At 74.8% G+C, this 26,490-nt stretch carries 18 protein-coding genes and 1 pseudogene; 2 read left to right on the top strand and 17 right to left on the bottom strand.

The annotated features are described in order from the left end of the window. Positions 1–97 precede the first annotated feature (97 nt). Both AC1VL8_RS06685 and AC1VL8_RS06680 read right to left on the bottom strand, forming a co-directional pair. Positions 98–1,447 (bottom strand): RDD family protein, encoded by a 1,350-nt coding sequence (locus AC1VL8_RS06685; protein WP_483074619.1) that lies wholly within the window; start codon positions 1,445–1,447, stop codon positions 98–100. A gap of 106 nt (positions 1,448–1,553) precedes the next feature. Then, positions 1,554–2,909 (bottom strand): hypothetical protein, encoded by a 1,356-nt coding sequence (locus tag AC1VL8_RS06680; protein WP_483074618.1) that lies wholly within the window; start codon positions 2,907–2,909, stop codon positions 1,554–1,556. Between the two features lie 273 nt (positions 2,910–3,182). Between AC1VL8_RS06680 and eccCa the strand changes: the two are divergent. Both eccCa and eccCb read left to right on the top strand, forming a co-directional pair. Further along, positions 3,183–6,197: pseudogene (eccCa, locus tag AC1VL8_RS06675) on the top strand (type VII secretion protein EccCa); the annotation flags it as partial. A gap of 4 nt (positions 6,198–6,201) precedes the next feature. After that, positions 6,202–7,161, top strand: coding sequence for a type VII secretion protein EccCb (eccCb, locus tag AC1VL8_RS06670; RefSeq protein ID WP_483076198.1), 960 nt, complete (start codon positions 6,202–6,204; stop codon positions 7,159–7,161). A gap of 323 nt (positions 7,162–7,484) precedes the next feature. Here the strand turns inward: eccCb and AC1VL8_RS06665 are convergent, their stop codons facing one another. From AC1VL8_RS06665 to AC1VL8_RS06595, 15 genes are all read right to left on the bottom strand, one after another. Then, positions 7,485–9,224: an RDD family protein gene (locus tag AC1VL8_RS06665; RefSeq protein WP_483074617.1), complete on the bottom strand. Its 1,740-nt coding sequence runs from the start codon at positions 9,222–9,224 to the stop codon at positions 7,485–7,487. Between the two features lie 49 nt (positions 9,225–9,273). Further along, entirely contained in the window at positions 9,274–10,278 is a 1,005-nt protein-coding gene (locus tag AC1VL8_RS06660) for a polyprenyl synthetase family protein (RefSeq protein WP_483074616.1), read from the bottom strand. Between the two features lie 89 nt (positions 10,279–10,367). Beyond that, the gene (nuoN, locus tag AC1VL8_RS06655; protein WP_483074615.1) at positions 10,368–12,128 is read right to left on the bottom strand and encodes an NADH-quinone oxidoreductase subunit NuoN; all 1,761 of its coding nucleotides are present in this window, start codon (positions 12,126–12,128) and stop codon (positions 10,368–10,370) included. After that, complete coding sequence (locus tag AC1VL8_RS06650) at positions 12,125–13,738, bottom strand: NADH-quinone oxidoreductase subunit M (RefSeq protein WP_389233246.1); 1,614 nt, start codon at positions 13,736–13,738, stop codon at positions 12,125–12,127. Before AC1VL8_RS06650 ends, nuoN begins: the two co-directional genes overlap by 4 nt. Before the next feature lie 10 nt (positions 13,739–13,748). Further along, positions 13,749–15,662: an NADH-quinone oxidoreductase subunit L gene (nuoL, locus tag AC1VL8_RS06645; RefSeq protein WP_483074614.1), complete on the bottom strand. Its 1,914-nt coding sequence runs from the start codon at positions 15,660–15,662 to the stop codon at positions 13,749–13,751. Positions 15,663–15,669: 7 nt separating this feature from the next. Beyond that, entirely contained in the window at positions 15,670–15,969 is a 300-nt protein-coding gene (gene nuoK, locus AC1VL8_RS06640) for an NADH-quinone oxidoreductase subunit NuoK (protein WP_389233252.1), read from the bottom strand. Continuing rightward, complete coding sequence (locus AC1VL8_RS06635) at positions 15,966–16,820, bottom strand: NADH-quinone oxidoreductase subunit J (protein WP_483074613.1); 855 nt, start codon at positions 16,818–16,820, stop codon at positions 15,966–15,968. Before AC1VL8_RS06635 ends, nuoK begins: the two co-directional genes overlap by 4 nt. Further along, positions 16,817–17,545, bottom strand: a complete 729-nt coding sequence (gene nuoI / locus AC1VL8_RS06630; protein ID WP_483074612.1) for an NADH-quinone oxidoreductase subunit NuoI — start codon at positions 17,543–17,545, stop codon at positions 16,817–16,819. Before nuoI ends, AC1VL8_RS06635 begins: the two co-directional genes overlap by 4 nt. Then, positions 17,538–18,905, bottom strand: a complete 1,368-nt coding sequence (gene nuoH, locus AC1VL8_RS06625; protein WP_389233261.1) for an NADH-quinone oxidoreductase subunit NuoH — start codon at positions 18,903–18,905, stop codon at positions 17,538–17,540. The genes nuoI and nuoH overlap by 8 nt, the downstream gene beginning before the upstream one ends. Then, positions 18,902–21,544, bottom strand: coding sequence for an NADH-quinone oxidoreductase subunit G (locus AC1VL8_RS06620; protein WP_483074611.1), 2,643 nt, complete (start codon positions 21,542–21,544; stop codon positions 18,902–18,904). The genes nuoH and AC1VL8_RS06620 overlap by 4 nt, the downstream gene beginning before the upstream one ends. After that, on the bottom strand, positions 21,541–22,884 hold the full coding sequence (nuoF, locus tag AC1VL8_RS06615; RefSeq protein WP_483074610.1) for an NADH-quinone oxidoreductase subunit NuoF: 1,344 nt from the start codon (positions 22,882–22,884) through the stop codon (positions 21,541–21,543). Before nuoF ends, AC1VL8_RS06620 begins: the two co-directional genes overlap by 4 nt. Then, positions 22,884–23,789 carry an NADH-quinone oxidoreductase subunit NuoE gene (gene nuoE, locus AC1VL8_RS06610; RefSeq protein ID WP_483074609.1) on the bottom strand — a complete coding sequence of 302 codons (906 nt, stop codon included), beginning with the start codon at positions 23,787–23,789 and terminating at the stop codon, positions 22,884–22,886. Before nuoE ends, nuoF begins: the two co-directional genes overlap by 1 nt. After that, on the bottom strand, positions 23,789–25,147 hold the full coding sequence (locus AC1VL8_RS06605; RefSeq protein ID WP_389233273.1) for an NADH-quinone oxidoreductase subunit D: 1,359 nt from the start codon (positions 25,145–25,147) through the stop codon (positions 23,789–23,791). The genes nuoE and AC1VL8_RS06605 overlap by 1 nt, the downstream gene beginning before the upstream one ends. Further along, the gene (locus tag AC1VL8_RS06600; RefSeq protein ID WP_389233276.1) at positions 25,144–25,941 is read right to left on the bottom strand and encodes an NADH-quinone oxidoreductase subunit C; all 798 of its coding nucleotides are present in this window, start codon (positions 25,939–25,941) and stop codon (positions 25,144–25,146) included. Before AC1VL8_RS06600 ends, AC1VL8_RS06605 begins: the two co-directional genes overlap by 4 nt. Then, the gene (locus AC1VL8_RS06595) at positions 25,938–26,489 is read right to left on the bottom strand and encodes an NADH-quinone oxidoreductase subunit B (RefSeq protein WP_389233279.1); all 552 of its coding nucleotides are present in this window, start codon (positions 26,487–26,489) and stop codon (positions 25,938–25,940) included. Before AC1VL8_RS06595 ends, AC1VL8_RS06600 begins: the two co-directional genes overlap by 4 nt. Position 26,490 lies beyond the last annotated feature (1 nt).

The raw sequence follows: 26,490 nt of genomic DNA, 5'->3' as shown, positions 1-26,490 counted from the left end.
ACCCCGCCGTCGCGTGGACTCCCGGGGCGTCCGCGTCCGTCACCGTGGGCACCGCCAGCGCCGAGGACCTCGTCTCAGCGCGGCGAGCTGCCCGCGCTCAGCCCCGCGCAGCCCCCGGCGCGTCGATCCGCACGCCGCGGTCCCCGACCTGGATCGTCGCCCCCGACGGCACCGCCACCCGCTGGTCGGCGGGCACCGCCACGACCCGCCCGTCGGGCAGCCGCAGCGTCGTCCCGTTGCCGGAGCCGGCGTCGGAGACCCAGAACGTGCTGCCGTCGATCCCGAACCGTGCGTGGGTGCGGGAGACGCTGCGCTCCGGGTCGTCGACGACGATGACGTGGTCGCAGCGCTCGCCCGGGGTGGGGCGGGGTGCGCGGCCGATGAGGCCGGGGCCGGTGACGGACATGACCTGGCCGGTGTCGAGCGTGACGAGGAACGGCGCCGGCTGCGCCTGGTGCGCGACGCGGGCGGGGGCGGGCTCGTCGGGGCGCGCCTGCGCGGGCACGACGGGGCGGACGCCGGTCCAGCCGTCCGAGGCCGCACCCGGGACCGCACCGGGACCCGCGGGCGGTGCGACGGCCTCGCGGGCGGCGCGGCGGCCGGTCGGGGCGGCGGTCGCCGCACCGGCACCAGAGGGCGGAGTCGTCGTCGGCGCGGTCCCTCCCACCACCGGGGACGGCGGGGCCACGGGCACCGGTGCTGCGCTCACCGCGGGACCGCCCACGGCCACCGAGCCGGCTCCCTGCGGCCGGGCCTGCGCCGGCACGGGCCGTCCGGCGGCGGCGTCGGCGGCGTCGAGCGCCTCCTCGACGGCCCGCTCGTGCGCGCGCACGTCGACGACGACCGCGCGTCCCACCCGGTCGTGCCAGGCCTGGGACCGGCCTGTCTTGTCGAACGCGGTGGAGGCGACGACGAGCCACTGGCCGAGCCCGGCGGCGGCGTGCCCGGCGGCGAGCACCAGGCCGCGCAGCGCGGCGCGGGCGGGGCCCACGGAGTACGGGGTCTCCTCGCGGGCGGTGCGCAGGCCGAGCAGGCTGTTGCCGAGGGTGCGGCCGGTGTGCGCCTCCCAGACCACGAGCCCGACGGCGAGCTCGACGACGGTGAGCGCCGTCAGCAGCAGCGACCCGGTCGCGGCCAGCACCCCGCCGGCGACGGCACCGACCGCGGCGGCGTCGATCGCGTAGGCGAGCACCCGGCGGCCCGGGCCGGCGGGCGTCGCGTCGCCGAACGCGGGGTGCAGGACCGCGGGCCGGGGCTCGCGGGGGCGCTGCTCGACGCGGGTCCGGGGCTGGGCCTCGACGACGTGCACGGTGACGTCGGCCTGAACAGGCTGGCCGCACGCGGTGCAGAACCGGGCGTCGGCGCGCACGGGGCGGCGGCAGCTCGCGCACTCGCGGACGGCGACCGTGCCGACGCCGCCGGCGGGACCGGGAGTCGTCGTGCTCATGCTCGGCTCCACGTCCCGACCCCCGTCATGCGCGTCATCCTGCCATCGTCCGGCCGCCGGCCCCGGCCCGCGCCACCCGGCCGGGTCACGCGCCCACCCCGCGGCGTCACGACGTCATCCGGCGGAGCGTCTCGATCATGTCGGCCGCGATCAGCGCCGCGGGCATCGCCGCCACGACCCCCAGGCCCTCCACGAAGTCGCCGAACCGCGACGCGACCACCGAGGACCAGCCACGCCCGAGGGCGATGCTGACCGCCGCCGCCACCAGCGCGAGCAGCACGCAGCCGACCGCCACCAGCGCACCGTCGTCGAGCCGCGACCCGCCGACCGCGGCCAGCTCCACGAGCACCAGCGCGGCGGCCACCCGCGGTGCCCAGCGCGCGACGGCGCCGCGCGCGGACCGGGGCTGCAGGCTGAGCACGACGACGAGCCCGGCGACGAGGACGACCGCACCCCAGCCGCGCAGCGTGTCGCCGAGCGCGGCGACCAGCAGCACCGGCACCAGGACGGGCGGCACCGCGCAGACCAGCAGCACGCCCGCGTCGGACCGCCGCTCGGCGGAGTCGACGGTGCGGCCGACCTGGCGCTCGTTGACCCGGCCGAGCCCGCGCGGCCGCGGCCCGCGGACCGACGGGGCGGTGCGGGCGACGTGCGCGAGGTCGACGAGCTGGTCGTCGGGCACGGACAGCGACCACACGGGCAGCAGCCGCAGGGCGAACGGCACCAGGCCGAGCAGCACGGCCGCGACGACGACCGCAGGCAGCCCGGCGAGCAGCACGGCCAGGGCCAGCCCGGCGACGACCCCGACGGCGGTCAGCAGCACGGTCGCGAGGTCCTGACCTCGGCGCTGCGCGCGGGTGGTGACGAACCGGACCGCGGCGGCGCCGGTCGCGGCGACCAGCCCGGCCACCAGCGCGAGCCGGCGGTCGGCGTCCCCGGCCGGGTCCACGGCGGCGACGCCCGCGGCCAGACCCAGCAGCGGGGCGACGAGGGTGGCGGCCGACTCCGCCGTGGTACGCGCGGTCGCGAGCAGCAGCGCGCCGACGCCGAGCACCACCGCGGCGACCAACGCGACCCACCCCCGGTGGGCCGGGTCGAGCAGCTCCACGGCACCGAGGACCGCGGCGGACGCCCCGGCGGCACCGATCAGCGCGGGCTGCGGGTCGGGACGGCGGGCCACCCACGCGGCGCGGGCCCGGGCCGCGCGGCCACGGGGCCGGGGCGCGGGCGCGACGACGTGCACGAGCGAGCCGTCCTCGACCTGCGCGGCCAGCGGCGACGTGAGGTCGAGCGCGCGCCCGCCCGCGTCGATCACGAGCAGGCCCGGGGCGCGGGTCACGCCCGCGGCGGTCAGCACCTCGGCGAGGGTCCGGGAGGCGTCGAGCGCGACGTCGAGCCGCCGGCTCCCGAGGTGCACGGCGACCCGGGTCAGGGGCTGCACGGCGGTGGCCGGGACCGTCACGCGCGCCTCCTCTTCCCGCCGGTGGTGCCCGCACCGGGCCGGGGCGTCGGCGGCGGACCCGCCTGCCCCCGGGCGTGGCGCCTGTCATGCTATGCGGTCCCCGCCGTCCCGCACGGCACGTCACGGGCGCCCGTCCCACGGGCGGCCCTGCCGGGGTCGCCCGTCCGGCGCAGCGCGACGGGGCCGACGTCCGTCCCGGACGGTAGGTTGACGCCACAGGAACGTCGGGGGGCGTGCGGCTCCCCGCCCGGCAGGAGGGACCGAGCGCCGACGATGTCGATCGCGACGCAGCAGGGGACGCGCCTGGAGCCGCCCGCCGTCCCCAGCGGGCAGGTCGTCCTGCAGCCGCCCCCGGAGATCCAGCCGTCCGACGGCATCAGCGGGATGCTCGCCAACGCGATCCCGATGCTCGGCTCCGTGGGCTCCATCGTGTTCGTCGCGATGAACCAGCCCGGCCCCCGCGGGTACATCGCCGCGGGCATGTTCCTGCTCGCGTCCCTCGGGTTCGTCGGCGTCAACGGGTGGCGGCAGCGGTCGCAGCACCAGGCGCAGGTCGTCGGCGCCCGCCGGGAGTACCTGGCCTACCTGGCCGACCTGCGCGGCTCCGTGCGCCAGGCCGCGGGCGCGCAGCGCCGTGCCGCCGAGTGGTCGTCCCCGGACCCGCGCGCGCTCGCCGCCGTCGCGGAGGAGCGCACCCGCGTCTGGGAGCGCCGGTCGCAGCACGACGACTTCCTCGCCGCCCGCGTCGGCGTGGGCGCGCAGCCGCTGTGCCTGGACCTCGAGGCCCCGCAGACCCCGCCGCTCGCCCAGCTCGACCCGGTCGCCGCGTCCGCCGCGCACCGGTTCCTGGTCACCCACCGGGTGCAGCAGGGCGTCCCGCTGGCGTTCGACGTCCGGTCCGTCGCCCGGATCGAGGTCACCGGTGCCGCCGCCGAGACCCGTGCGCTCGCGCGCGCGGTCATCAGCCAGCTCGCCACGTTCCACGCGCCCGAGGACCTGCAGGTCGCGGTCCTCGCGGGCGACGCCGCGATGCCCGAGTGGGACTGGGTGAAGTGGCTGCCGCACGCCCACTCCTCGCGGTCGCGCGACGCCGTCGGCGCCGCCCGGATGATCGGGACCGACCTCGCCGACATCGAGGGCCTTCTCCCGGAGGACCTCACCGACCGGCCGCGGTTCGGCTACGCCGCCGAGGCGACCCTCCCGCACGTGCTGGTCGTCGTCGACGGCGGGCGCGTCCCCGTCGGGAACCCGATCCTCACCGCCGACGGCGTGCTCGGCGTCACCGTCCTCGAGCTGCCCGACCGCTGGGGCGAGCTCGACGAGCCCACCACCCTGCGCCTCAACGTCGGCGCGGCCGTCCCCACCGACGACGCCGTGCGCGCGCCCGTCGACGTGCTGCGCCTCGGGAACCCGCCCGTGCGCGTCGACGGCGACCAGATGTCCCTCGCCGACGCCGAGGCGACCGCCCGCCGCCTGCTGCCCCTGCACGTCGAGTCCGGCCCCGAGCGGTCCGACGAGGAGGTGTCGTCCGAGCTGGTCGACCTGCTGGGCGTCGGCGACGTCCGCGACCTCGACCTGTCCGTGGCGTGGCGGCCCCGGCTCGCCCGCGACAAGCTCCGGGTGCCGATCGGCGTGACCCCGCAGGGCCAGCCCGTCTCCCTCGACATCAAGGAGTCCGCCCAGCAGGGCATGGGGCCGCACGGCCTCATCATCGGCGCCACCGGCTCCGGCAAGTCCGAGGTGCTGCGCACCCTCGTGCTCGCGCTCGCGCTGACCCACTCCTCCGAGGACCTCAACTTCGTCCTCGTCGACTTCAAGGGCGGCGCGACGTTCGCCGGCATGGCGGACATGCCGCACGTCTCCGCGATCATCACCAACCTCGGTGAGGAGCTCACGCTCGTCGACCGCATGCAGGACGCCCTCCAGGGCGAGATGGTCCGCCGCCAGGAGCTTCTGCGCGCCTCGGGCAACTTCGCGAACGTCGCCGACTACGAGAAGGCCCGCAAGGGCGGCCGCACCGACCTCGCGCCGCTGCCCGCGCTGCTGATCGTCTGCGACGAGTTCTCCGAGCTGCTGTCCGCCAAGCCCGAGTTCGTCGACCTGTTCGTCACCATCGGGCGCCTCGGCCGGTCGCTGCAGATGCACCTGCTGCTGTCCTCGCAGCGCCTCGAGGAGGGCCGGCTGCGGGGCCTCGAGTCGCACCTGTCCTACCGGATCGGCCTGCGGACGTTCTCGGCCGCGGAGTCCCGCACCGTGCTCGGCGTCCCCGACGCGTACACGCTGCCGCCCGTCCCCGGCATGGGCTACCTCAAGCCCGACACCACGACGATGATCCAGTTCCGTGCCGCCTACGTCTCCGGGCCGCCGAAGGGCCGCCGCCGGTCCGTGCAGGGCGGCGCCACCGCGGGCACCGGGCACGCCCGGCTCGAGGCGTTCACCGCCGCGCCCGTGCTCGGCGGCGTCGCCGAGCAGCCCGCCACCACCGAGGTCGTCACCGCGGACGCCGAGGAGACCCGCGCGACGTTCGACATCGCCGTCGACCGGATGAAGGACCAGGGCCCGCCCGCCCACCAGGTGTGGTTGCCCCCGCTGGTCGTTCCTCGCACCCTCGACGAGCTCATGCCCGACCTGGCCGTCGACCCGCGGCTCGGCCTGGTGTCCGCGGGCTGGCGGTCCGCCGGCACCCTCACCGTGCCGCTCGGCACCGTCGACCGCCCCCTCGAGCAGCGCCGCGAGAACCTCACCGTCTCGCTCGGCGGCGCCGCCGGCCACATGTCCGTCGTCGGCGCGCCGCGGACCGGCAAGAGCACCGTGCTGCGGTCCGTCGTCACCGCGCTCGCGCTCACCCACACCCCGCTCGAGGTGCAGTTCTACGTCCTCGACTTCGGCGGCGGCACGTTCGCCCCGCTGGCCGCGCTCGCGCACGTCGCCGGTGTGGCCTCCCGCGCCGAGCCCGACGTGGTCCGCCGCACGGTCGCCGAGGTCGAGTCGATCATCGACAACCGCGAGCGGTACTTCCGCCAGCAGGGCATCGACTCCATCGAGACCTACCGGACGCGCCGCGCCCAGGGCACCGCCGACGACGGCTACGGGGACGTGTTCCTCGTGGTCGACGGCTGGTCCACGGTCCGCAACGAGTTCGACGAGCTCGAGGCGCGCATCCAGGCGCTCGCCGGCCGGGGCCTCACGTTCGGCGTCCACCTCGTCGCGTCCGCCGCCCGCTGGATGGACTTCCGCACCCAGATCAAGGACGTGTTCGGCACCCGGATCGAAGCTCCGGCTCGGCGACCCGATGGACTCCGAGTTCGACCGCAAGGTCGCCGTCAACGTCCCGAAGGACCGCCCGGGTCGCGGCCTGTCCGTCTCCAAGCACCACGTGCTCACCGCGCTCCCCCGCGTCGACTCCGACCCGAACCCGGGCACGCTCGGCGCCGGCGTCACGCACCTCGTGGAGACCGTCAACGCCGCCTGGCAGGGCCCCGCCGGACCGAAGCTGCGGCTGCTGCCCGACGAGATCACGCTCGACGCGGTCCGCGCCGACCCGCGCGGCGACGCGAGCCGGCTGCTGCTCGGCATCGACGAGGCGAACCTCGCGCCCGTCGGCGTCGACGTCACCGACGAGGCGCACCTGTACGCGTTCGGCGACGGCGGCTCCGGCAAGTCGGCGCTGCTGCGCGGGGTCGCCGCCGAGATCCGCCGCCTGCACACCCCGCAGCAGGCGCAGATCTTCGCGATCGACTTCCGGCGGTCGCTGCTCGGCGAGATCCCCGAGGAGTACCTGGCCGGCTACTTCACCACCCAGGAGCAGGCCGCCGCGGAGATCGGTGGCCTCGCCGACTACCTGCGCTCCCGGATGCCCGGCCCGGACGTCACCCCCGAGCAGCTGCGGAACCGGTCCTGGTGGACGGGCGCCGAGGTGTACGTGCTCGTCGACGACTACGACCTCGTCGCCACCAGCTCCGGCAACCCGCTGGCCCCGCTGGTGCCCCTGCTGGCCCAGGCCGGCGACGTCGGCCTGCACCTCGTGCTCGCCCGCCGGTCCGGCGGCGCCGGGCGCGCGATGTACGAGCCCGTGCTCCAGGCCCTGCGCGACCTCGCCGCCCCCGGGCTGGTCCTGTCCGGCAGCCCCGACGAGGGCGCGCTCATCGGCGGCGCGAAGCCCGTCCCCGGCGTCGCGGGCCGCGCGCAGCTCGTCACCCGCGACCACGGCCGCCAGGTCGTCCAGCTCGCCTGGACCCCACCCACCCACTGACCCGCCCGCCCGGGTGCGGCGCGCGCACCCCGTTCCCCCGCCGCCCCCCGTGCACCCGCCGCGTACCCAGCCGCGAGGGCGTATGAGACACCACGAGGGCGTACGCCAGGGAGTACGCCCTCATGGTGTCGGATGCGCCCTCACGAGACGTCGCGCCCGCAGGTGGCGAGCGCGGCCCGCGCGCGGCCCGGGGGCCGACAGCTCTCGCGACACCCGCCAGCCGCCAGCCGCCAGCCGCCAGCCGCCAGCCGCCAGGGCGCATGAGACACCACGAGGGCGTACGCCAGGGAGTACGCCCTCGTGGTGTTGGATGCGCCCTCGCGTCAGGTGGTGGTGACCTGGATGCGGTGGTTGCCGAGGACGAGGGTCCAGCCCGCGGTGACGTGAGCCGGCTGGGCGGGCGGGAGCGTCCACGGGGTGCCAGCCGGGTCGACGAGCACGGTGCCGTTGGTGGAGCCGCGGTCGACGACCTCCAGGCCACCGGGAACCGGGCGGAACTCGAGGTGGGTCGAGGACACCGACTGCTCGGGGTCCTCCACGGTGACGAGGTGGGTCCAGCTCGCGGTGCCGGCGACGGGGCGGCGACCGATCAGCCCGGGCCCGCCGACCTCGACGCGGTCGCCGGTCTCGAGGACGAGCACGAGCGGCACGTCCAGCGGCGCCGCCCCGCCCCAGCCCGCGACACGGGTGTGCTCCAGGTCGCCGAGCACCGGGACGGTGGGGATGGTCGCGTCCGGGAGGTCGTCGACGGGCGTCACGGGCAGCGGTGCCGAGACAGGACGCTCGGGCTCCGAGGGGAACGGTGCCGAGGCGGGACGCTCGGGCTCCGTCGCAGCCGGCTCGGCCGCGATCGGCTCGGCCGCGTCCGACTCGGGACCGAGTGCCGGCGGGGTCACCGGCGCGGGACCGGCGAGCATCGTCGGGACCGGCTCGGCGGCGTGCGTCGGGGGCCCGTCGGGGGCGGGACCCGCGACCGGCACCGCGGGCGCGCTCGCCGGGAGCTCTGGCGCGCCCACCGCGGGCGCGGGGTCCACCGGGGCGGGGCGGGCGACCCGTACGGCGTGCTCCGGCGGGGGCCCTGCGAGCGTGGGCCCGGACGGCGCGGGGGCGGCGAGCGGCGCGGCGGGGGCGCGCACGGGTGCGGGTTCCGGGGCTCGCGGCGCGGGCGGCGCGGTGGTGGGACGACCCTGGCGCGCGGCGGGCACGGGCGCGGGGGACGCGGGCGCGGATGAATCGGGCGCGGACGAGCCGGGCGCGGACGAGTCGGCACCGGGCGCGTCACCGGTTGTCGCCCCGGGCGCGCTCCCGTCGAGCCCGGCCGGCAGCGGTCGGGCGCGCAGCACGAGGGTGCCCGCGGCCTTGTCGTGCCAGCCACGCTGCTCGGGGCCCTCGTCCCAGGCGCCGGAGCCCGCGACGACGTAGACGCCGATGCCGCCGACGATCCCGCCGAGGCCCTGCACCACGGAGCGGACGAGCACCGCCCACAGCCCGGCGGGTCGGCCGGTGCGGGCGGAGACGGTGCGGGTGCCCAGCAGCGCGCCGCCGACGGTGCGGCCCGCGAACGCCTCGGCGAACCACTGGCCGGCGGCGAGCAGCAGCAGGAGCAGGCCCGGCACCAGCAGCGCGCCCACGGACCCGTCGCCGCGCAGCGACGGGAGCACGGCGAGCGCGCCGAGCCCGCCGACCAGCACGGCGAGCGCCTGGTCCACGAGCAGCGCGACCAGGCGCCGCCACACGGGGGCCACGGCGTCGTCGACGTCGGTGCCCAGCGACCAGGTCGGCGTCCGGCGCGGCTGGGCCTGGGGTGCCGGGAGGGGCCGCGCGGACGCCGGACCGGGCGCCACCGGGGTCGCGTCGCCGAACGGCCGGACGGCTCCGGCCCCGGTACCGGCCGCAGACGCGGCTCCCGGACCGGACGCGCCTCCCGGCTCGAGGCCCGCCACGCGCTCCACCCGCGCGCCGCAGCTCCCGCAGAACACCGCGCCGGGCTCGAGCGCGGCCCCGCAGGCGGCGCAGAACGCGGCGTCGGCGTCAGCCCCGCTCCCGCTCCCGACCGTGGTCACTGCTCCCCCTCGCTGCGCACCGGCCGTCGGGGCCGGTCGCGCTCCTGCGTCACGCCGCCCGGTCGACGAGCGCGTCGGCGAACGACACGAACGAGTCCTTGACCGGCCCGTCGGGCAGCGGCGCGAGCAGCTCGACGGCCTCGGAGACCAGGGCGATCGCGCGGGCGCGCGTGTCGCGCACGACGTCGTGGGCGCGCAGGGCGGCGAGCACCTCGGCGAGCACCGTGTCGTCGGACAGGTCGCCGTCGAGACGGGCGACGAGCGCGACGTCGTCGGGGTCCCCGGTGGTGGCCGCGCGCTCGCGCAGCAGGAGCACGGGCATCGTGGGCACCTGCTCGCGCAGGTCGGTGCCGGGGGTCTTGCCGGAGACGTCGCCGTCGGAGGTCAGGTCGAGCACGTCGTCCGCGAGCTGGAACGCGACGCCGATGCGCTCGCCGAACGCGGCCACGGTCTCGACGACGTCAGGCGTGCAGCCGCCGTACATGGCACCGAGCCGGGCGGACGTGGCGATGAGCGAGGCGGTCTTGTCCGCGAGCACCTGCAGGTAGTGCTGGACGGGGTCGCCGTCGGTGCCGGGGCCGAGGGACTCGTGCAGCTGGCCGAGGCACAGCCGCTCGAAGGTGCCGGCCTGGATGAGCACGGCCTCGGGGCCGAGGTGGGCGACGGTGGTGGACGCGCGCGCGAACAGCAGGTCGCCGACGAGGATCGCGACGTTGTTGCCCCAGACCTCGTGCGCGGCGGGCGCCCCGCGGCGCAGCGGCGCGGAGTCCATCACGTCGTCGTGGTAGAGCGAGGCGAGGTGCGTGAGCTCGACCACGACGGCCGCGTCGAGCACCTCGTCGCGGCTGCCGTCGCCGAGCTCGGCGGCCAGCAGGGTCAGCAGCGGGCGCAGGCGCTTGCCCCCGGCGTTGGCCAGGTGGTGCGCGGCGTCGTCCACGAGCTGGTCGGCGTACGCGACGGCGCCGCGCAGGCGGTCCTCGACGACGTCGAGGCGTCCCGCGATGCGCTCGGCGAGCACGGGGTCGGCGAGCGGCAGGGCGGTCGGGGAGGTCACGGGTCGAACCTATCTGGCCGGACGGGCCGTGGCAGAACCGACGCGGCCACGCACCCGGTGCGGTCGGCACCGGGTGCGTGGCCGGACGGTCACGGGAGGAGCTGGGCGACCGACGCGATCGCGTCGAGGACGGGCCCGGGGACGACGCCCAGGGCGAGGGTGAGCACGGCGCACACCCCGATGGCGACGACCGCGAACCCCTGGGACCCGACGACGACCGTGCCGGGCCGCAGGGCGGCGGCGGTGGTGGCGGTGGCCTCGCCGCCGGCCGGGGTCTGCGGTCCGCCCTCGGGGTGCGTGAAGAACATCAGGACGATGATCCGGACGTAGAAGAACGCGGCGGCGGCGGAGGCCACCACGCCGACGACCGCCAGCGGCCAGGCGCCGCCCTCGACGGCCGCGCTGAACACCGCGAACTTCCCGGTGAAGCCGGCGGTCAGCGGGATGCCCGCGAACGACAGCAGGAACAGCACGAACGTGCCCGCCAGGACCGGGTTGGTCCGACCGAGCCCGGCCCACTGCGACAGGTGGGTCGCCTCGCCGAGGACCGGACCCTCGGCCTCGAGCGGCGCGTCGCCGTCGGAGCCGTCGCCGGTGTCGTCCGTCCCGGCGACCGGACCCGCCCCGGCGACCGCGACCGTCCCGGACCCCGCGACCGCCCCCGCCGCCGCGGGCACCCGCGCGGCGCCGCGCACGGCACCCCGCTCGCGCACCAGCGACACGATCCCGAACGCCCCGACCGTCGCCGCGCCGTAGGCCAGGAGGTAGAACAGCACCGCGGTGATCCCGGACTGGGTCAGGGCGACGACGCCGGTGAGCACGAACCCGGCGTGCGCGACGGACGAGTACGCGAGCACCCGCTTGACGTCGGTCTGCACGAGGGCGACGACCGTCCCGACGGCCATCGTGGCGATGGCGACGGTCCACATCATCGGCTCGAGGTCCCACCGCAGGTCGGGCAGCACCACGTAGAAGATCCGCAGCAGCGCGCCGAACGCGGCGACCTTGGTGCACGCGGCCATGAACCCGGTGATCGGGGTGGGCGCGCCCTGGTAGGCGTCGGGCGTCCAGGAGTGGAACGGCACCGCGCCGACCTTGAACAGCAGGCCGACGAGCACGAGCAGCGCGCCGGCGAGCAGCAGGCCGTCCATGCCGGTGACGGTGCGGATCGCGGCGGCGATCTCGACGTAGCGCAGCGACCCGGCGAACCCGTAGAGCAGCGCGATGCCGAACAGCAGCAGCGCGGACGCGAACGACCCGAGCAGGAAGTACTTCATCGACGCCTCCTGGCTGAGCAGGCGGCGACGGCGCGCGAGCCCGGTCAGCAGGTACAGCGGCAGCGACAGCACCTCGAGGGCGACGAACAGGGTGAGCAGGTCGCCGGTGGCGGGGAAGATCAGCATGCCGCCGGTCGCGAACAGCACCAGCGGGTAGACCTCGGTCTGCTGGAGCCCGGCGGCGCGCGCGGCCTCCTCGTAGCCCGACCCGGGGATGGCGGCGCCCTGCGGGGCGAACGCGTCCTCACCGGTGTCGGTCCGGTCGGCGATGACGAGCACCGCCAGCAGCGCGAGCACCGCGATGGTGCCCTGCAGGACGAGCGTCGGGCCGTCGACGAGCACGGACCCGCCGAGCACGTCGGTGCCGCCGGTCGCGTCGACGTCGGACCAGAGCGCGGCGACGGCCACGACGGCCCCCGCGAGCGCGAGCAGGGCGACGGTCAGCTGGACGGGCCGGCGGGCGCGCCGGGGCACGAACGCCTCGACCAGCACGCCGAGGACGCCGGCGCCGAGCACCAGCAGGATCGGGGTGAGCTGGGCCCACGCGATGTCGGGCGCCGTGAAGCCGCTCACTGGTCGCTCCCCTCGAGGCTCTCGGTCAGGGGCATCTCCGCGGGGGGTGCGTCGACGCCGCCGACCTGGGTGACGGACTCGGCGGCGGGCTGGTCGACCAGCCGCAGCGCCGGGGCCGGGTAGAAGCCGAGCACCAGCATGATCGCGATGAGCGGGCCGACGACCCACCGCTCGCGGCCGCCGATGTCCCGGGTGCCGGCGAGGTCGTCGCGGACGGGGCCGGTGAACACGCGCTGGTAGGTCCAGAGCACGTACACGGCGGCGAGCACCACGGCGACGGCGGCGATCACGGCCGCCGCCCGGTTGGTGCCGAACGTGCCGACGACGACCAGGAACTCGGAGACGAACGTCGACAGGCCGGGCAGCGACAGCGCGGACAGGCCGGTCACGAGGAACACGCCGGCGAGGACGGGGGTGACCTTCTGCAGGCCGCCGAAGTCCTCGATGCGGGCGGACCCGCGCCGGGCCGCGAGGAACCCGACCAGGAGGAACAGCGCCCCGGTCGAGAGCCCGTGGTTGACCATGTAGAACGACGAGCCGGCGATCGAGGTCGACGTGAAGGCGAAGATGCCCAGCACGATGAACCCGAAGTGCGAGACCGACGTGTAGGCGACCAGCCGGAACAGGTCCTGCTGCCCGATGGCCAGCAGCGCGCCGTAGAAGATCGACACGATCGCCAGCACGATGATGACCGGCGCCGCCCAGCGGGACGCGTCGGGGAACAGCGGCAGGCAGAGCGTGAGCATCCCGAAGGTGCCGACCTTGTCGAGCACGCCGACCAGCAGCGTGGACGTCCCGGCGGGGGCCTGCTCGGCCGCGTCGGGCAGCCAGGTGTGCACGGGGAACATCGGCGCCTTGACCGCGAAGGCCACGAAGAACGCGAGGAACAGCCAGCGCTCGGTGCCCACGGGCATGTCGACGCCGACCAGGTTCTCGGTGAGGAACCCCTGCTCCCCGCCCGGGCCCTGGAGGTACAGGCCGATGACGCCGGCCAGCATGATCAGCCCGCCGGCCAGCGAGAACAGCAGGAACTTCACGGCCGCGTACCGCCGCTGCGCCCCGCCGAAGCCGCCGATCATGAAGTAGACCGGGATGAGCATGGCCTCGAACAGGACGTAGAACAGGAACACGTCCCGGGCGGCGAACACCGCGACCATGAACGTGGTCAGCACGAGCACGAGCGCCAGGTAGTGCCGCAGCCGGTCGGTGGGCGCCGCGCCGGAGTCCTGCTCCCGCCACGCCGCGAGGATCACGACGGGCACGAGGACCACGGACAGCAGCACCAGCGCGAGGCCGACGCCGTCGACGCCGAGGGCGTAGGAGACGCCGAGCTGCGGGATCCAGCCGTGCGTCTCGGTGAGCTGGTGGACCGCGGCGGACCCGGTGTCGAAGGCGAGCAGCGCGGCGACGCCGAGCAGCACCTCGACCAGGGCGACGCCGAGCGCCACCTGCCGGGACCAGCGGCGCGCGCCGGTGCTGGTGCCGTCGGCGGCGGTGCCGCCGGGCAGGGCCCAGAGCAGCGCGGCGCCGACGAGCGGCCACACGACGAGGAGGGTGAGCCAGGGCACGTCCGGGGACAGCACCGTGGCGGCGAGGGCGGGAGACGACATCGAGTTCCCCTCAGATCCGGGGCGCCAGGACGACGACCGCGAGGACGACGAGGCCGAGGAGCATCGTGGCGGCGTACTGCCGGGCGTAGCCCGACTGCAGCTTCCGCACGATCTCCCCGATCCCGACCGTGAGACGGCCGAGGCCCGTGAACGCCCCGTCGACCGCGGTGCGGTCGCCGTAGACGAGCGAGCGGGTCAGGTGCCGGCCGGGCTCGACCAGGACCGCGTCGTTGACCGCGTCCTGGTAGAGGTCCACCCGGGCGGCGCGGGTCAGGACGGACCCGTCCGGCGCCACCTCGGGCACCGGCAGGGACAGGTACTGCCGCCAGGCGAGCGCGAGGCCGAGCGCCACCGCGACCAGCGTGGCGACCTGGATGACCAGCACCGGGAGCACGGGCTCGTGGTGCTCGACGTGACCGGTGACCGGCTCGAGCCAGGTGGTGAACCCGCCGCCGAGCTGGAGCACGAAGCCGAGCGCGACCGAGCCGATCGCGAGGACGACCATCGGGACGGTCATCAGCGCGGGCGACTCGTGCGGGTGCTGCTCGTGGCCGTCGGCCTTCGGGGCCCAGCGCTGCTTGCCGTGGAACGTCAGGAAGAACAGCCGCGACATGTAGAACGCGGTGATCCCGGCGCCGACCAGCGCGACCGCGCCGAACAGCCAGGCGCGCCACTCGCCGCCGACCTCGGGGACCACGAACGCGGACTCGATGATCTTGTCCTTGCTCCAGAACCCGGAGAACGGCGGGACACCGAGGATCGCGAGCCAGCCGGCCCCGAACGTCACCCAGGTGACGAGCATGTACTTCCGCAGGCCCCCGAACCGGCGCATGTCGGTCTGGTCGTCCATGCCGTGCATGACGGACCCGGCGCCGAGGAACATCCCGGCCTTGAAGAACCCGTGGGTGACGAGGTGGAAGATCGCGAACGCGTACCCGACCGGGCCGAGGCCGGCGGCGAGCACCATGTAGCCGATCTGGGACATCGTCGAGGCGGCGAGCGCCTTCTTGATGTCGTCCTTCGCGCAGCCGATGATCGCGCCGATCAGCAGCGTGATCGCGCCGATGATCGTGACGACGAGCTGCGCGGTGGGTGCACCCTCGAACACGGGCGCGGACCGGACGATCAGGTAGACGCCGGCGGTGACCATCGTGGCCGCGTGGATCAGCGCGGACACCGGCGTGGGGCCGGCCATCGCGTCGCCGAGCCAGGACTGCAGCGGGAACTGCGCCGACTTGCCGCACGCGGCGAGCAGCAGCATGAGGCCGATCGCGGTGAGCGTGCCCTGCGACGCGCCCCCGACCCCCGCCGCCACGGTGTCGAAGTCGACCGCGCCGAACGTCGCGAACATCAGCATCAGCGCGACCAGCAGGCCGACGTCGCCGACGCGGTTGGCGACGAACGCCTTCTTCGCGGCGACCGCGTACGGGGTGTGGTGGTTCCAGAACCCGATCAGCAGGTAGGACGCCAGGCCGACGCCCTCCCAGCCGACGAACAGCAGCAGGTACGAGTCCGCGAGGACCAGCACGAGCATCGCCGCGATGAACAGGTTGAGGTACGCGAAGAACCGGCGGCGCGCGGCGTCGTGCGCCATGTACGCCACCGAGTACAGGTGGATCAGCGTCCCGACGAAGGTCACCAGCAGCACGAAGGTCAGCGACAGCGGGTCGACGCGGAGCCCGGCGGCCAGGTCGAACCGGCCGGCGGAGATCCAGTCGAACAGGTGCACGTCGACCACGCGGTCGTGCGCGTCGCGGCCGAGCAGGTCGGTGAGCAGCACCGCGGCGACGACGAACGCCGCGCCGGACGCCAGCACCCCGAGCCAGTGGCCCCAGCGGTCGGCGCGCCGGCCGAGCAGCAGGAGCACGGCCGCGCTCGCGAGGGGCACCGCCACCAGGAGCGGTGCGAGGGAGTTCAGGTCCACGGTCCCCTCAGCTCTTCAGCAGGTTGATGTCGTCGACGGACGCCGACTTCCGGGTGCGGAAGATCGACACGATGATCGCCAGGCCGACGACCACCTCCGCCGCGGCGACCACCATCACGAAGAAGGCCATGACCTGGCCCGTGAGGTCGCCGTGCAGCCGCGCGAAGGTCACCAGCGCGAGGTTCGTGGCGTTGAGCATCAGCTCGACGCCCATGAACACGATGATCGCGTTGCGGCGCAGCAGCACCGTGGCGGCGCCGAGCGAGAACAGGATCGAGGACAGCACCAGGTAGTGCGTGAGGCTCACGGCTGGGTCTCCGTCCGGGTCGAGGCCCCGCCGAGCGCGACGTCGCTCGTGGGCCCGGTGGTCGAGCCGGGGTCGGCGGCCACGGGCGCGCCGTCGCCGCCGTCGGCCGCGGCGATCGCCGCGGCGTCGGCCCGGTACGGGGTGGTGGACGCCTGCTGGCCGCGGATCCGCAGCACGCGGGACACCGACTCCTCGATGGGCCGGCCCTGCGGGTCGAGCGCGGGGACGTCCATCGCGTTGCGGCCCGCGAACACGCCGGGGGCGGGCAGCGGCGTGAGGCGGGCGCCGGCGGCGACGCGCGCGGCGGCCCGCTCGGGCTGCTTCACGACCGCCTTGAGCCGCTGGCGGTGCGTCAGCACCAGCGCACCGAGCGCGGCGGTGACCAGCAGGGCGCCGACGACCTCGAGGCCGAACACGTGCTCGCCGAAGATGATCCGCGCGACGCCGACCGGGTTGCCCGGCCCGTTCGCCTCGGCCAGGCCGACGGCGTCCGGGTAGACCGCGCGGCCGACGACGCCGGTGAGCACGGCCATCAGGCCGAGCGCCGCGATCCAGCCCACCCACCGCTGCCCGCGGATGGTCTCCACGAGGGAGTCGGACGCGTCGACGCCGACCAGCATGAGGACGAACAGGAACAGCATCATCACGGCGCCGGTGTAGACGACCACCTGGACGACGCCGAGGAACGGCGCCTCCTGCGCGATGTAGAGGAACGCCAGCGAGATCATGATCGTGATGACGCACAGGGCCGCGTGCACGGCCTTGCGGGACAGCAGCAGACCGAGGGCGGCCAGCACCATGATCGGCGCCAGCACCCAGAACAGGACCGCCTCGGCGGTGCTCGGGGTCATCGGGCCTCCTGCCCTGCGGTGCCGGTCGGCGCGGACGTCGCGGCGGCGCGCGCACGGGCCGCGTCCAGCGTCGGGTCCTCGGGGCGGAGCCCGGCCACCCAGTCGACCTGCGCGGCGGTCGGCCCGATGACCTCGCCGCGGTAGTACTCGGTGTCGGTGGTGCCCTCGACCATCGGGTGCGGGGCGGCGAGCATGCCCTCGGCCATCGGCGCGAGCAGGTCCTGCTTCTCGAAGATCAGGCCCTCGCGGGTGGGGCCCGCGAGCTCGAACTCGTTGGTCATGGTCAGCGCGCGGGTGGGGCACGCCTCGATGCACAGGCCGCAGAAGATGCAGCGCAGGTAGTTGATCTGGTAGACGCTGCCGAACCGCTCCCCGGGCGACATCTGGTGGTCGGGGGTGTTGTCGGACGCCTCGACGTAGATCGCGTCCGCGGGGCACGCCCAGGCGCACAGCTCGCAGCCGATGCACTTCTCCAGGCCGTCGGGGTACCGGTTGAGCTGGTGCCGGCCGTGGAACCGCGGCTTCACGGGGGCGGTCTCGAACGGGTACTGCTCGGTGACCGTCTTGCTGAAGAAGTTCTTGATCGTGACGCCGAAGCCGGCGGCGGGGCCGAGCGCGTCGGCGACCGGGCCGCGCTTCGGGATCAGCGACTCGTACGGCTGGTGGGCGGCGACCTCACCGCCCACGGCACGCTTCTGGACGGCCTTGTCGGGCGTGTCAGCCACGCGGCACCTCCTGGGTGGGGGACCCGGGCGCGTCGCCCTGGTCCGGCTGCTCGGTGTCGGTCGCGGGCCCGCCGACGAGGGCGGGGGCCGCGGGCTGCTGGGCGGCGCGGCGCGCGGCGCGCGGCGACGGCGGCAGCACCTGGCCGGGCAGCGGCGGGACGGGGAAGCCGCCGGCGAACGCGTCGAACGGCTCGTCGGCCGCCGGGCCGTCCGGTGCGGGCTTCTTCTCCGGGATGAGGAACGACGCGATCACGACCAGGGCCATGATCCCGCCGAGCACGCCGGCGACCGTGCGGATGTCGACGTCGGCGAACTGCCGCACGCCCTGCACCACCGCGACGCAGACCAGCCAGACCAGCGCGGAGGGGATCAGCACCTTCCAGCCGAAGTTCATGAACTGGTCGTACCGGAACCGCAGCAGCGTGCCGCGGATCCAGACGAACAGGAACATGAACAGCCAGACCTTGCCGACGAACCACAGCAGCGGCCACCAGCCCTCGTTGAACATCCCGTCGTTGATCGCCGACAGCGGCCACGGGGCCCGCCAGCCGCCGAAGAACAGCGTGGTCGCGACGGCCGAGACGTTGAGCATGTTGATGTACTCGGCGAGGAAGAACCACGCGAACTTCATCGACGAGTACTCGGTGGTGTAGCCGCCGACCAGCTCGCCCTCGGCCTCGGGGAGGTCGAACGGCAGCCGGTTGGTCTCGCCGACCATCGAGATGACGTAGATGACGAACGCCGGCGCGAGCGGGATCAGCCACCAGACCGTGGTCTGGGAGGACACGATCTCGGAGGTCGACATCGACCCGGCCAGGATGAACACGCTGACCAGGGACAGGCCCATCGACAGCTCGTACGAGATCACCTGGGCGGTGGACCGCACGGCGCCGAGCAGCGGGTAGGTCGAGTTGGACGACCAGCCGCCGAGCACGATGCCGTAGACGCCGACCGAGGCGCACGCCAGGACGTACAGCACCGCGACCGGGAAGTCGGTGAGCTGCAGCGGGGTGAGGACGCCGAAGATCGACACCTCGGGCCCGAACGGGATCACGGCGTAGGTCAGCAGCGAGCAGAACACCGCGATGAACGGCGCCACCAGGTAGACGACCTTGTCGGCCGCCTTGACGGTGACGTCCTCCTTGAGCAGCAGCTTCATCGCGTCCGCGAGCGACTGGAACAGGCCGAACGGGCCGTGCACGTTCGGGCCCGGGCGCAGCTGCATCCGGCCGACGACGCGGCGCTCGAACCAGATCGCGATGAGCACGCTCACCAGCAGGAACACGATGATGCCGACGGCCTTGAGCAGCCAGACCCAGAACACGTCCTGGCTGAAGTCGGCCGCGCCGGTGCCGATCATGCGGCCCCCTCCTCGTCCTCGGTGGAGCCGGTCGGGTCGATCGCGGGCGCGATCCGCACCAGGTCGCCGGGCAGCGCGTGCAGCGCGGACCGGACCTGGCTGGCGCCCGAGGCGGTCGGCAGCCAGACGACGTGGTCGGCCATCTCGGTGACCACCGCCGGCAGCGTGATCGTCCCCGCGTCGGTCGCCACGGTCAGCGGTGCGCCGTCGGTGATGCCCGCGGCGGCCGCGGTCGCGGCGGACAGCCGGGCGACCGCGCGCTTGGCGGTGCCGGCGAGGAACGGCTCGCCGTCCTGGAGCCGGCCGGAGTCGAGCAGCAGGTGCCAGGTCGCCAGCACCGCGTGCCCGGGGGCGACGGCGGGCGGCTCGGCGGCGGGCACGGCCGGGGCGTCGACGCGTGCGCCGTCCCAGCCCTCGCGCAGCGCCTCGGCGTCCGCGTGCACGGCCGCGACGGTGCGCAGGCCCAGGGTCACGCCCATCTCGTCCGCGAGCGCGTCCAGCACCCGGTGGTCGGGCATGGCGGTGGACGTCAGCGCCTGCGGGAACGGCCGCGGGCGGCCCTCCCACGTGACGAACGTGCCGGGGCGCTCCACGGGCGGGGCGACCGGCAGCACGACGTCGGCCAGGGCGGTCACCTCGGAGGCGCGGACCTCGAGCGAGACGACGAACCCGCACGCCTCGAGCGCGGCCCGGGCGGCGGCGGGGTCCGGCAGGTCGCGGAGCTCGACGCCCCCGACCACGAGGCCGCCGAGCGTGCCGTCGGCCGCGGCGGCCAGGATCGCCGTGGCGTCCCGGCCCGGCGCGGCGGGCAGCTGCTCGACGTCCCAGGCGGCGGCGACGTCGACGCGGGCGGCCGGGTCGACGACCGGGCGGCCGCCGGGCAGCAGGGTCGGCAGGGCGCCGGCCTCGACGCCGCCGCGCTCCCCCGCGCGCCGCGGGATCCAGGCGAGCCGGGCGCCGGTGCGCTCGGCGAGCCGCAGGGCGGCGGACAGACCGCCGGGCACGGCACCGAGCCGCTCGCCGACGAGGACCAGCGCACCCTCGGCGCCGAGCGCCGCGGCGGCGTCGGCGAGGTCGCCGGTGCCGATGGCGTTCAGCACCTCCGGCTCGGTGCCGGGTGCGGCGGCGATCAGGTCGCCGTCGAGGCGCTCCAGCCCGCGGGTCGCGAGCGGGGCGACGGACAGCACGCGGGTGCGACCGGCGACGACGCCCTTGCGCAGCCGCAGGAACACGACGCCCGCCTCCTCCTCGGCCTCCAGGCCGACGAGCAGCACCGCGGGGGCCGCCTCCAGGTCGCGGAACGTCACGCCCAGGCCGGTGCCGGCGACGGCGTGGCCGAGGAACGCGAGCTCCTCGTCGGAGTGCGGGCGGGCCCGCAGGTCGACGTCGTTGGTGCCGAGCACCACGCGGGCGAACTTGCCGTACGCGTAGGCGTCCTCGACGGTCAGCCGGCCGCCGGGCAGCACGCCCACGCCGCCGGCGTCCCGGGCCTGCGCCAGGCCGTGCGCGGCGACCTCGAGGGCCTCGACCCAGGAGGCGGGGTGCAGCTCGCCGCGGGTCCCGTCCGCCGCGACGTCCCGCACCAGCGGGGTGGCGATCCGGTCGGCGGCGGCCTGCCAGGTGAAGGCGAACCGGTCCTTGTCGGTCAGCCACTCCTCGTTGACCTCGGCGTCCTCGCCGGCCAGCCGGCGCAGCACCACGCCGCGGCGGTGGTCGACGCGCAGCGCCGAGCCGGACGAGTCGTGCTCGCTGACGCCGGGGGTCGACACCAGGTCGAACGGCCGGGCGCGGAACCGGTACGCCGCGCCGGTGAGCGCGCCCACCGGGCAGATCTGCACGGTGTTGCCGGAGAAGTAGGAGGCGAACGGCGATCCAGAGCGGTCGTCGTCCACTGTGGGCGCAGCGGGTCCGACGGGGATCTCCGCACCGAGCAGCACCGGGCCGCCGGCCGGGAGGGTGCCCGTCGAGCCGTCAGGATCGTCGCCCGCGCCCGCGCCCGCGAACCCGAGCACGTCGGCGTCGAACCGCCCGATCTGCTGCATCGCCCCGCGCTTCTGCAGGTCGATGAACGGGTCGCCCGCGATCTCCCGGGAGAACCGGGTGCACCGCTGGCAGAGGATGCACCGCTCGCGGTCGAGCAGGATCTCCGTGGAGATCGCCAGGGGCTTGGGGAACGTGCGCTTGACGTCGACGAACCGGGTCGAGCTGCGGCCGTTCGACATCGCCTGGTTCTGCAGGGGGCACTCGCCGCCCTTGTCGCAGACCGGGCAGTCCAGCGGGTGGTTGATGAGCAGCAGCTCCATCACGCCGTGCTGCGCCTTGTCGGCCTCGGCCGAGGTGCGCTGCGTGCGGACGTCCATGCCGGGCGTCGCGGTCAGCGTGCAGGAGGCCTGCGGCTTGGGCATCTTCGCGACCTTGCCGTCGCGGCCCGGGGCCCAGACCTCGACCATGCACTGCCGGCAGGCGCCGGCGGGCGCGAGCAGCGGGTGGTCGCAGAACCGCGGGATCTGGATGCCGAGCTGCTCGGCGGCCCGGATCACCAGGGTGCCCTTCGGCACCGTGGTCTCGATGCCGTCGATGGTGAACGTGACGCCGTCCTGGACCGCAGGCACGGCGCTCTTCTGATCGGTCACGGTCATGCGTGGGCTCCCGCGAGCTGCGCGCCGGTGCGGCGGGGCGTGTAGGGGAAGAGCGTCGAGCGCTCCGGCGGGAACAGCACGTCCGCCGGGGTGTGCGTCCCGGCCTCGAACTCGTCCCGGAAGTACTGGATGGCCGAGGTGATCGGGCTGGTCGCGCCGTCGCCGAGGGCGCAGAACGCCTTGCCGAGGATGTTGTCGCACAGGTCGAGCAGCAGGTCGATGTCCCCCGACGTGCCCTGCCCGGCCTCGAGCCGGCCGAGCACCTGCGCGAGCCAGAACGTGCCCTCGCGGCAGGGGGTGCACTTGCCGCAGGACTCGTGCTTGTAGAACTGCGTCCAGCGCGCCACGGCCTTGACCACCGACACGGTGTCGTCGAACACCTGCAGGGCGCGGGTGCCGAGCATCGACCCGGCCGCGCCGACCTCCTCGTAGGTGAGCGGCACGTCGAGGTGCTCCGCGGTGAAGATCGGCGTCGACGAGCCGCCCGGGGTCCAGAACTTCAGCTCGTGGCCCTCGCGGACACCGCCGGCCATCTCCAGCAGCTCGCGCATCGTGATGCCGAGCGGCGCCTCGTACTGCCCGGGCCGCGCGACGTGGCCGGACAGCGAGAACAGGCCGTGGCCCGGCGACCGGTCGGTCCCCATCGAGCGGAACCAGTCGGAGCCGCCGACGAGGATGCCCGGCACGGAGGCGACGGACTCGACGTTGTTGACCACGGTCGGCCGCGCGTAGAGGCCCGCGACCGCGGGGAACGGGGGCTTCAGGCGCGGCTGACCGCGCTTGCCCTCGAGCGAGTCGAGCAGCGCGGTCTCCTCGCCGCAGATGTACGCGCCGGCGCCGGCGTGCACGGTGACGTCGAGGTCGTAGCCCGAGCCCTCGATGTCCTTCCCGAGCAGCCCGGCCGCGTACGCCTCCTCGACGGCCTTCAGCAGCCGGCGGTAGACGTGCACGACCTCGCCGCGCACGTAGATGAACGCGTGGTGGCAGCCGATCGCGTAGGACGTGATCGCCACGCCCTCGATCAGCACCTGCGGGTCCGCCATCATCAGCGGGATGTCCTTGCAGGTGCCGGGCTCGGACTCGTCGGCGTTGACGACCAGGTAGCGGGGGCCGCCGTCCGGAGCGGGCAGGAAGCCCCACTTCATGCCGGTCGGGAACCCCGCGCCGCCACGGCCGCGCAGGCCGGAGTCCTTCACGGTGGTGACCACGTCGGCGGGGTCCATCGTCAGCGCCCGGCGCAGGCCGCGGTAGCCGCCGCGCGCCTGGTAGGTCGCCAGCGTCCAGGACCGGTCGGCGTCCCAGCGCTCGCTGAGCACCGGGGTGAGCGTCGTGTCGCCCATCACGACTCCTTCGTCTCGTCGGTGGCGGGCTCGCTGGTGTCGTCCGCACGGTGCTCGGCCTCCGACTGCTCGGCGCCGCGGTCCTCGGCACCGGCCGCGGGGCGGTCGACGCTCGACTGCTCGCCGCCGGAGGCGGGCGCGGTGGGGACCTCGGCGGCGTGCGGGGCGTCGACGTGGGCGGAGTCACCCTGCGTGCCGCCCTCGAACGCCGGGGCGGTCCAGCCGCGCTCGCGCGCCAGCGCCAGGCCCCGCAGCGTCGGCTCGCCGGCGGCCACGCCCTCGTCCGCCAGCCCGTCGGGGAACCCGGCGAGCACGCGGGACACCTGCTTGAAGGTCTGCACCTGCGCCGGGCCACGGGTCGGGGCCACGGGCTCCCCCGCGATCAGCCGGCCGACCACGTCGGCCGCGGACTCCGGCGTCTGGTTGTCGAAGAACTCCCAGTTGATCATCATGACCGGCGCGTAGTCGCAGGCCGCGTTGCACTCGATCCGCTCGAGCGTGATGGCGCCGTCCGCGGTGGTCTCGTCGTTGCCGATGCCCAGCCGGTCGGTCAGCTGCTCCCAGATGGCGTCGCCGCCCATGATCGCGCAGAGCGTGTTGGTGCAGACGCCCACGGTGTACCGGCCGTTGGGGCGGCGCTTGTACTGCGTGTAGAACGTCGCGACCGCGGACACCTGGGCGGTGGACAGGTCGAGCGTCTGCGCGCAGAACGCGATGCCCGCGGGGCTGACGTACGCGTCCTCGCTCTGCACGAGGTGCAGCAGCGGCAGCAGCGCCGACCGCGGGTCCGGGTACCGCGCGACGACCTGCGCGGCGTCGGCGGCGAGCCGGGCGCGCGTGGCCTCGTCGTAGGTCGCGCGCGGGCGCCCCGAACCGGGCATGCGCGGGTGGTCGATCGTCGACATCAGCGGTCCACCCCTCCGAGCACCGGGTCGATGGACGCGACCGAGCAGACCACGTCGGCCACCTGCCCGCCCTCGCACAGCACCGACACGGACTGCAGGTTGTTGAACGACGGGTCGCGGAAGTGCGCCCGGTACGGCTTGGTGCCCCCGTCGGACACGAGGTGCACCCCGAGCTCGCCGCGGGGGTGCTCGACGGTCTGGAACACCTGGCCCGCCGGGACCCGGAACCCCTCCGTCACCAGCTTGAAGTGGTGGATCAGGGCCTCCATCGAGGTGCCCATGATCTCGCGGATGTGGTCGAGGGAGTTGCCCATGCCGTCCGACCCGATGGCCAGCTGCGCGGGCCACGCGATCTTCTTGTCCGCGACCATCACCGGCTGCCCGGCCGACCGCTGCAGGCGCTCGACGACCTGCTCGACGATCCGCATCGACTGGTAGCACTCCTCGATGCGCAGGACCAGGCGGTCCCAGCAGTCCGCGCCCTCGGAGACCGGCACGTCGAAGTCGTAGGTCTCGTACCCGCAGTACGGGGCGGCCTTGCGGACGTCGTACGGCAGGCCGGTGGAGCGCAGCATCGGGCCGGTGATCCCCAGCGCCATGCAGCCCGCGAGGTTGAGCACCCCGACGTCCTTCAGCCGGCCCTTGAGGATCGGCTGCCCGAGCATGAGGTCCTCGAGCTGCTTCATGTAGCGGCGGACCCCGGTCAGCGCCTCGCCGACCTGGTCGAGCGCGCCCGGGGGGATGTCCTGCGCGACGCCGCCGGGGCGGATGTACGCGTGGTTCATCCGCAGGCCGGTGACCAGCTCGAAGATCCGCAGGACCTCCTCGCGGGCGGTGAACCCGATGGTCATGATCGTCGTGGCGCCGAGCTCGTTGCCGCCGGTCGCGAGGCACACGAGGTGCGACGCGATCCGGTTGAGCTCCATCATCAGGACCCGGATCTGGGTCGCGCGCTCCGGGATGTCGTCGGTGATGCCGAGCAGCTTCTCGACCGCCAGGCAGTAGGCGGCCTCCTGGAACAGCGGGGCGACGTAGTCCATGCGGGTGCAGAACGTCACGCCCTGGGTCCAGGTGCGGTGCTCCATGTTCTTCTCGATGCCGGTGTGCAGGTAGCCGATGCCCGCGCGGGCCTCGGTCACCGTCTCGCCGTCGATCTCGAGCATGAGGCGCAGCACGCCGTGGGTCGACGGGTGCTGCGGGCCCATGTTGACGACGATGCGCTGCTCGCCGAGCCGGGCGGCCTCCTCGGCGATGTCGGACCAGTCGCCGCCGGTGGCCTCGAAGGTGCGCACGCCCTCGGTCTCGTCGTCGACGACGTGCCCGGTCGCGCGGACGTCCGGAGGGGTCTGGGTGCTCATGAGTACTGCCTCCGCTGGTCGGCCGGCGGGACGGTGGCGCCCTTGTACTCCACGGGGATGCCACCGAGCGGGTAGTCCTTGCGCTGAGGGTGCCCGGGCCAGTCGTCCGGCATCTCGATCCGCGCCAGGTCGGTGCGGCCGGTGAAGACGATGCCGAAGAAGTCCCAGGTCTCGCGCTCGTGCCAGTCGTTGGCCGGGTAGACCCCGACCGTCGTGGGGATGGTCGCGTCGCCGTCGGGCACCGCGACCTCGAGGCGCAGCCGGCGGCCGTGCGTGACGGACACCAGGTGGTAGACGGCGTGCAGCTCGCGGCCCGCGTCGTGCGGGTAGTGCACGCCGGAGACGCCGAGCGACAGCTCGAACCGCAGGTCCTGGTCGTCGCGCAGGTGCTGCGACACCTCGACGACGTGCTCGCGGGCGATGTTCAGGGTCAGCTCGCCGCGGTCGACCACGACCGACTCGACCGCCGCGTCGAACCCGGTGCCCGACGCGTCCAGCAGCTCGGCCAGCACGTCGACGACCTCGTCGAACCAGCCGCCGTAGGGCCGCTCGCTCGGCCCGGGCAGCACGACCGTCTGCACCAGCCCGCCGAACCCGGAGGTGTCGCCCGAGCCGTGCACGCCGAACATGCCCTGCCGGACGTCGACGACCTCCAGCGGGATCGTGCGGTCCGCCGGGACGTGCTGCGAGCCGGCCTCGAGGGCGGTCTCGCTGGTCCGCTGGGAGCCCGCGTCGGCCGCGGCCGCGTCACCGGTCGTCACCGCCGCGGCGGCGTCGCGCTTCTCGTCGCTCATCGCAGCAGTCCCGTCATGTGCGAGGTGGGGGTGGCCCGCAGCGCCGCGGCCTCGACCTCGGCGGCGATCCGGCTGCGGTTGCCGCCCAGCGGCTCGGCCTTGATCTGCTCGTGCAGCTCGAGGATCGCGTTGATCAGCATCTCCGGGCGCGGCGGGCAGCCGGGCAGGTAGATGTCGACCGGCACGACGTGGTCGACGCCCTGCACGATCGCGTAGTTGTTGAACATGCCGCCGCTGCTGGCGCACACGCCCATCGACAGGACCCACTTGGGCTCGGCCATCTGGTCGTAGACCTGGCGCACGACCGGGGCCATCTTCTGGCTCACCCGGCCCGCGACGATCATCAGGTCCGCCTGGCGCGGCGAGGCGCGGAACACCTCCATGCCGAACCGGGAGATGTCGAACCGGGACCCGCCCGTCGCCATCATCTCGATCGCGCAGCACGCCAGGCCGAACGTCACCGGCCACACCGAGCCCTTGCGGGCCAGGCCCGCGAACTTCTCGACCGTCGTCAGCACGAACCCCGAGGGGGCGTCCTCGATCCCCATG

This window comes from Cellulomonas sp. KU4C (genome assembly GCF_056868065.1).
The sequence above is the reverse complement of the archived record's forward strand: the minus strand, read 5'-3'. Positions and strand labels throughout refer to the sequence as shown.